Source organism: Ensifer aridi, from assembly GCF_002078505.1.
In the GTDB taxonomy this organism is placed as follows: Bacteria; Pseudomonadota; Alphaproteobacteria; order Rhizobiales; family Rhizobiaceae; genus Sinorhizobium; species Sinorhizobium aridi.
On record NZ_LUAV01000004.1, the window covers coordinates 627,336 to 633,335 of the forward strand.

The 6,000-nt window shown below is 61.5% G+C and carries 7 protein-coding genes; 2 read left to right on the forward strand and 5 right to left on the reverse strand.

Annotated elements, in window-relative coordinates; genetic code table 11:
- Positions 1-96 precede the first annotated feature (96 nt).
- Entirely contained in the window at positions 97-549 is a 453-nt protein-coding gene (locus AYK65_RS06670; RefSeq protein ID WP_026612469.1) for a DUF2155 domain-containing protein, read from the forward strand.
- Positions 550-611: 62 nt separating this feature from the next.
- Here the strand turns inward: AYK65_RS06670 and aat are convergent, their stop codons facing one another.
- From aat to AYK65_RS06695, 5 genes are all read right to left on the reverse strand, one after another.
- The gene (gene aat, locus AYK65_RS06675; protein ID WP_026612468.1) at positions 612-1,226 is read right to left on the reverse strand and encodes a leucyl/phenylalanyl-tRNA--protein transferase; all 615 of its coding nucleotides are present in this window, start codon (positions 1,224-1,226) and stop codon (positions 612-614) included.
- Positions 1,227-1,235: 9 nt separating this feature from the next.
- On the reverse strand, positions 1,236-2,579 hold the full coding sequence (accC, locus tag AYK65_RS06680; RefSeq protein WP_046118285.1) for an acetyl-CoA carboxylase biotin carboxylase subunit: 1,344 nt from the start codon (positions 2,577-2,579) through the stop codon (positions 1,236-1,238).
- A gap of 12 nt (positions 2,580-2,591) precedes the next feature.
- Positions 2,592-3,065, reverse strand: coding sequence for an acetyl-CoA carboxylase biotin carboxyl carrier protein (gene accB, locus AYK65_RS06685; RefSeq protein ID WP_026612466.1), 474 nt, complete (start codon positions 3,063-3,065; stop codon positions 2,592-2,594).
- A 23-nt stretch (positions 3,066-3,088) separates the two neighbouring features.
- Positions 3,089-3,535 carry a type II 3-dehydroquinate dehydratase gene (gene aroQ, locus AYK65_RS06690; RefSeq protein ID WP_026612465.1) on the reverse strand — a complete coding sequence of 149 codons (447 nt, stop codon included), beginning with the start codon at positions 3,533-3,535 and terminating at the stop codon, positions 3,089-3,091.
- A gap of 156 nt (positions 3,536-3,691) precedes the next feature.
- Positions 3,692-4,459 carry a DsbA family protein gene (locus AYK65_RS06695; protein ID WP_026612464.1) on the reverse strand — a complete coding sequence of 256 codons (768 nt, stop codon included), beginning with the start codon at positions 4,457-4,459 and terminating at the stop codon, positions 3,692-3,694.
- A gap of 233 nt (positions 4,460-4,692) precedes the next feature.
- Here AYK65_RS06695 and AYK65_RS06700 point away from each other — a divergent pair, with 233 nt between their 5' ends.
- The gene (locus AYK65_RS06700; RefSeq protein ID WP_081158065.1) at positions 4,693-5,850 is read left to right on the forward strand and encodes a pyridoxal phosphate-dependent aminotransferase; all 1,158 of its coding nucleotides are present in this window, start codon (positions 4,693-4,695) and stop codon (positions 5,848-5,850) included.
- The last annotated feature ends 150 nt before the right edge of the window (positions 5,851-6,000 follow it).

The window sequence follows — 6,000 nt, forward strand, 5'->3', positions numbered from 1 at the left end:
ATCTCTACTTGTGGGGTCGATCACGCCGCAGCCACATTTCGGGTTTAGCGCGTGAAGCCCATCCGGAAAAATAGCAACACGCGGGGATTGGTGGTAATGGCAGGTTTCTGTCTGAGGAATTCGATAGGCCGGATGACGCGGAATGCGGTTGCTGCCCTTCTCCTCACTCTACCGCTGATCTCCACCGTCGAGCCGGCACAGGCCACCCGCCTTTCGAACGCCGTTGCGGTCTTTTCCGGAATCGACAAGATCACCGGCCGCATCACCAGCTTCGACGTCTATATCGGCGAGACCGTGCAGTTCGGGGCTCTGCAGGTGACGCCGCGTGTCTGCTACAGCCGCGACGAGACCGAGGCTCCGAAGACGACCACTTTCGTGGAAGTTGACGAGATCACCCTCGACCGCAAGATCCGCCGCATCTTTACCGGCTGGATGTTCGCCGATAGTCCCGGTCTCAACGCCGTCGAGCATCCCGTCTATGACGTTTGGCTGCAGTCCTGCAAGACGAACTCCGATGTGCCGCCGCCGGATACGGCAGCGAAGCAATAATCGGATTGCCGCGCCGCCCGTCTTTTCGGGAGCACAAAGGTCGCTGCAGCTCGCGGATCGTCCTAAAAGGCGAGATTCGGCGAAGCGATCGCTCGCGCAAGCAGCACGTCATATTCCGCCTTCGACACGTCGATCGCGCCGAACGACTTCAGGTGCTCGGTCGTAAATTGCGTGTCGAGGAGCTGGAAGCCCCTTGCTTTCAACCGCTCGACCAGATGGACGAGACAGATCTTGGAGGCGTCGGTGCGCAACGAGAACATGCTCTCGCCGAAGAAGGCTGCGCCGAGCGAGACGCCGTAGAGGCCGCCGACGAGTGTGCTTCCTTCCCATGCCTCCACGCTATGAGCGTAGCCCATGCGGTGCAACGCCGTGTATAGCGTGCGGATCTTCTCGTTGATCCAGGTCGTCGGCCTGTCGGGTGCCGGCCGCGCGCATCCCTCGATCACCGCTTCGAAGGCGGTGTCGTAGCGAATGTCGAAGGGGCGTTTGCGAATTGTCTTGGCGAGGCGGCGCGAGACATGAAAGCGATCCAGCGGAATGACGCCGCGGATCTCCGGCTCGACCCAGAAGAGTTCCGGGTCGTCGGCCGAGTCGGCCATCGGAAACAGGCCGATGGAATAGGCGCGCAACAACATGTCCGGCGTGATTTCCGGGTGTTTGCTGCGCGGTCCTTTCAATCTCGTACCCTAGGCGGACGTTGCGGCCAGATGATGCTCCAGCCAATGGATGTCGTAGTCGCCGTTGGCGATATCCTGATTGTTTATCAGGTCCTGGAAAAGCGGCAAGGTCGTCTTGATGCCATCGATGACGAACTCGTCCAGGACACGGCGCAAACGCATCATGCATTCCACGCGCGTCCGCCCGTGAACAATCAGCTTGCCGATCAGGCTGTCGTAATAGGGCGGGATGCGGTAGCCCTGATAGGCGCCGCTGTCGACGCGCACGCCGAGCCCGCCCGGCGCATGGAAATGCGTGATCGTGCCCGGGGAGGGGACGAATGTACGCGGATCCTCCGCATTGATGCGGCATTCGATGGCGTGGCCAGAAAAGACGACGTCTTCCTGTGTGACCGAGAGGCCGGCGCCGGAGGCGACGCGAATCTGCTCATGCACGAGGTCGATGCCGGTGATCGCTTCAGTGATCGGATGTTCCACCTGCAGGCGGGTGTTCATCTCGATGAAGTAGAACTCACCGTTTTCATAAAGGAACTCGATCGTGCCGGCGCCGCGATATTTCATCTTCTTCATCGCGTCGGCGCAAATCTGGCCGATCTTCATGCGCTGCTCGACGTTGAGGGCCGGGGAGTTTGCCTCTTCCCAGACCTTCTGGTGGCGGCGCTGCAGCGAGCAGTCGCGTTCGCCGAGATGGATGGCATTGCCTTCGCCATCACCGACGATCTGGATTTCGATGTGGCGCGGCTTGCCGAGGAATTTCTCCATATATACCGCATCGTTGCCGAAGGCCGCAGCCGCTTCGGAGCGCGCCGTGGCGACGGCGTGCTCGAGGTCGGCCTCGGTCCTTGCGACCTTCATGCCGCGGCCCCCGCCGCCCGCCGTCGCCTTGATCAGGACCGGAAAGCCGATCTCGCGCGCAACCTTGAGGGCGTTCTCGGGCCTCACTTCGCCGTCGGAACCGGGAACGACCGGAATCCCGAGCTCTTCCGCCGTCTTCTTGGCGGTGATCTTGTCGCCCATGAGGCGGATATGCTCGGCGGTCGGGCCGATGAAAGTGATACCGTGCGCATCGAGGATGTCGGCGAACTTGGCGTTCTCCGAGAGGAAGCCGTAGCCCGGATGCACCGCGTCCGCGCCGGTGATCTCGCAGGCAGCAACGATCTGATGGATGTTCAGGTAGCTTTCGCGCGAAGGCGGGGGGCCGATGCAGACGCTCTCGTCCGCGAGCCGCACATGCATGGCGTCGCTATCGGCCGTCGAGTGGACGGCAACGGTGGCGATACCAAGCTCCTTGCAGGCGCGTAGCACCCGCAGAGCGATCTCGCCGCGATTGGCAATGAGGATTTTCGAGATCATCGCCAGCGCGCCTTATTCGATCACGATCAGGGGTTCGCCATATTCGACCGGGGCCGCGTCCTGCACGAGAATTTCGGTCACCTTGCCGGCACGGGGCGCCGGGATCTGGTTCATCGTCTTCATCGCTTCGATGATCAGGATCGTCTGGCCTTCCTTGACCGTTGCGCCGACCTCGATGAAGGGACGAGCGCCGGGAGCCGGCGCGAGATAGGCCGTGCCGACCATCGGGGCCGTGACGGCGTTCTTGGCGTTATGGCCGCCTTGGACAGCGGCCGGGGCGGCAGGCGCAGGCTGCGCCGCGACAGCGGCCGGCGCCTGGTAGGCGGGCATCGCCGGCATGGACATCGCGATAGGCGTGCCATTCCGCGAAACGCGGATGCGCAAATCGTCCTGTTCCACTTCGATCTCGGTCAGGTCGGTATCCTTAAGGATATTGGCGAGATCGCGGATCAGCGCCTGATCGATACCCGGTTTCTTGTCAGCCATGGGATATGAGCCTCGTGTTCTTCTTATTTGGACTTTTCCGTCAGGTTCTTTAGCGCATGCAGCGCCAGAATGTAACTCTGCGCGCCGAAACCGCAGATGACGCCCTTGACGGCTGGCGCGATCATCGACTTGTGCCGAAATTCCTCGCGCGCATGAATGTTGGAAAGATGCAGTTCCACCACGGGAACAGCGATAGCGCGGATCGCGTCGTGCATGGCGATCGACGTATGCCCGTAAGCCGCCGGATTGATGGCGATGCCTGCGGCCTTCTCGCCGGCCTCGTGCAGCCACTCGACCAGTGTGCCTTCATGGTTCGACTGCCGGAAGTCGACATCGAAGCCCAACAGCTTCCCCTCCGCTTTGCACATGGCCTCGATATCGGCCAGCGTCTGGCCACCATAGATGCCTGGCTCACGCTTGCCGAGGGCATTCAGGTTTGGGCCGTTCAGCACAAAAATCGTCGAGGACATAAGGGGTTCCGGTCCGATGATGGAGGGTTACCTATAGACTGATGGTATCGTGAGGGAAAGCCCCCTGGCTTTTCCCGAGATTTGTCCACAAGTCGCAGAGGTCTCGGGGAAGGCGCCCCCTTAGGACACCTTGGCGCGGAGGTCTCTCGTGAGGGGTCAGCAGATCGTCTTCCCGCACTCACGCATGTTGCTCACCTTCGTTGCGATCTCGGTGACGCCGACGGCGCCGAACACAGCCTCGTTGCCGACGACATAGGAGGGAGTTCCTGTGATGCCGAGATCGTTGGCGAGCGTATAGGCCTCGCGCACAGCCGCGTCATAGGGCGCGTCTTCCATCTTCTCGCGCAATTGTTCTTCCGTTACGCCGAGTTTGGCGGCCACGGCAATTGCAGTCTCCTCCGTTGCGCGCTCCTCGCCGCCGAGCAGGGCGCGATGGAAATCGCCATATTTTTCCGGAGCGATCGCGCGGAACGCGGCGCTGACCTTGTGGGCGGCAAGCGAATCGGGACCGAGGATCGGGAGCTCTTTCAGCACGAAACGGACGTTCTTGTCCTTGGCGAGGATCTCATCCATGTCGGAGAGCGCCCGTTTGCAGTAGCCGCAATTGTAGTCGAAGAATTCGACGATGGTGACGTCGCCCTCAGGATTGCCGAGCGCCACGTCATAGGAGGAGTTGAAGATCGCCTCTTTATTGTTGGCGATCGCCGCCTGGGCGGCTTCCTGCTGTTTGGCGCGCTGTTTGGCGGAAAGCGCTTCCTGGACTTCCAGCATGATTTCGGGATTGGCGAGCAGGTATTCCTTGATGAAGGCGCCGAACTCTTCCTTTTGCTTCGCATCGAGTGCGGCCGCGGACTGGGGCACGGCGACCCCGGCAGCAATTGCGATCAGCGCTCCTGCGGCGGCCATCTTCATCTTGAGCGTCATTCTTTCCTCGTTGTCTTTCCGTCTTATTCGTGGTCGATTTTCGCACTGCCGCGTCGATGCGCCTGTTTGAAAGACAACGACCCGTAACCCTGCGCTGATTTGCTGCGAGCATAGGGCGTGCCGGCGCGAAACGAAACGGCAAAATCGGCCGAATTGCGGCGGTCGCATACTTGTGAAGCGGGAGGCGATGGGGCAAAGGGTCTGGTGTCAACGAACTCGCGAGGACCTCGCCATTGGTAGAGATGTCGAAACGCAGCGCTGTCGAGCCATTCCACGCCATGGATGTGTTGGCCGAAGCCACCCGGCGGCGCGACGCCGGGCACCCGGTCATTTCGATGGCGGTCGGTCAGCCGTCGCACCCGGCTCCGAAGGCGGCACTTGAGGCGGCGAGGCGTGCGCTCGAGCACGGACGCCTAGGCTATACGGATGCCCTCGGCACGCTGTCCTTGAAGCGGGCGATTGCCGCTCACTACCACAGCCGGCATGGCATCGCGCTCGACCCGCGGCGGATCGCGATAACGACCGGATCGTCGGCGGGCTTCAACCTCGCTTTTCTCGCCCTCTTCGATCCGGGCGATTGCGTGGCCATCGCGCGGCCGGGATATCCGGCCTATCGGAACATCATGACGGCGCTCGGCCTCGACGTGATCGAAGTCGAAGCAAATGCCGAGACCGGCTTCACCTTGACACCGGACAGTCTTGAACGCGCCGCGGCGCGTGCAGGCAAGCCGCTCAAGGGCGTCCTTCTCGCAAGTCCGGCCAACCCCACCGGAACCGTTACGGGCAAGGCACGGCTGAAAGCACTGGCCGATTATTGTCGCGCGCAATCGTTCGCCTTCATTTCCGACGAGATCTACCACGGCCTGACCTTTGCCGGCGAGGAGACCACTGCGCTGGAGGTTGCCGACGACGCAATCGTCATCAACTCCTTCTCGAAATATTATTGCATGACCGGTTGGCGCATCGGGTGGATGGTGCTTCCGGAGGCGCAGGTTCGCGCGTTCGAGCGCATCGCGCAGAGTCTCTACATCTCGCCACCGGAACTCTCCCAGATTGCCGCGGAAGCGGCACTCGGCGCCGATGAGGAACTCGACGGCTACAAGCAGGCTTATGCCGCGAACCGTGAGCTTCTGCTCGACCGGCTGCCGCGCATAGGCCTTTCGGTTGCATCTCCGATGGACGGCGCCTTCTATGCCTATGCGGATGTGAGCCGCTTCACCAATGACAGCATGGCCTTTGCTCGGCGCATGCTTGCCGAAATCAACGTCGCCGCGACACCCGGCTTCGACTTCGATCCGGTTGAAGGGCATTGCACCATGCGCTTTTCCTATGCGGGGTCGGCCGCCGAGATGGCGGAGGCGATGGAGCGCATTGCCCGCTGGCTGGCATAATGCATGTCGCCCAAAAGTGTGCACCAGTTTTGGGGCGACGACATGCACAAAAACAAAGACCTGAAGCGCGTAGCATGAATTCGATTGAGCGCGACGCGCCTTACAGCGCCGTGCGTCTTTTCAGACGCACAAAGGGCGCTGTAGCACTTT

Bases quoted from the DNA above. Each gene is read 5' to 3' on its own strand.
- aroQ (WP_026612465.1), bottom strand. From the start codon at position 3,535: ATGTCCTCGACGATTTTTGTGCTGAACGGCCCAAACCTGAATGCCCTC.
- AYK65_RS06695 (WP_026612464.1), bottom strand. From the start codon at position 4,459: ATGACGCTCAAGATGAAGATGGCCGCCGCAGGAGCGCTGATCGCAATT.
- accB (WP_026612466.1), bottom strand. From the start codon at position 3,065: ATGGCTGACAAGAAACCGGGTATCGATCAGGCGCTGATCCGCGATCTC.
- AYK65_RS06670 (WP_026612469.1), top strand. From the start codon at position 97: ATGGCAGGTTTCTGTCTGAGGAATTCGATAGGCCGGATGACGCGGAAT.
- accC (WP_046118285.1), bottom strand. From the start codon at position 2,579: ATGATCTCGAAAATCCTCATTGCCAATCGCGGCGAGATCGCTCTGCGG.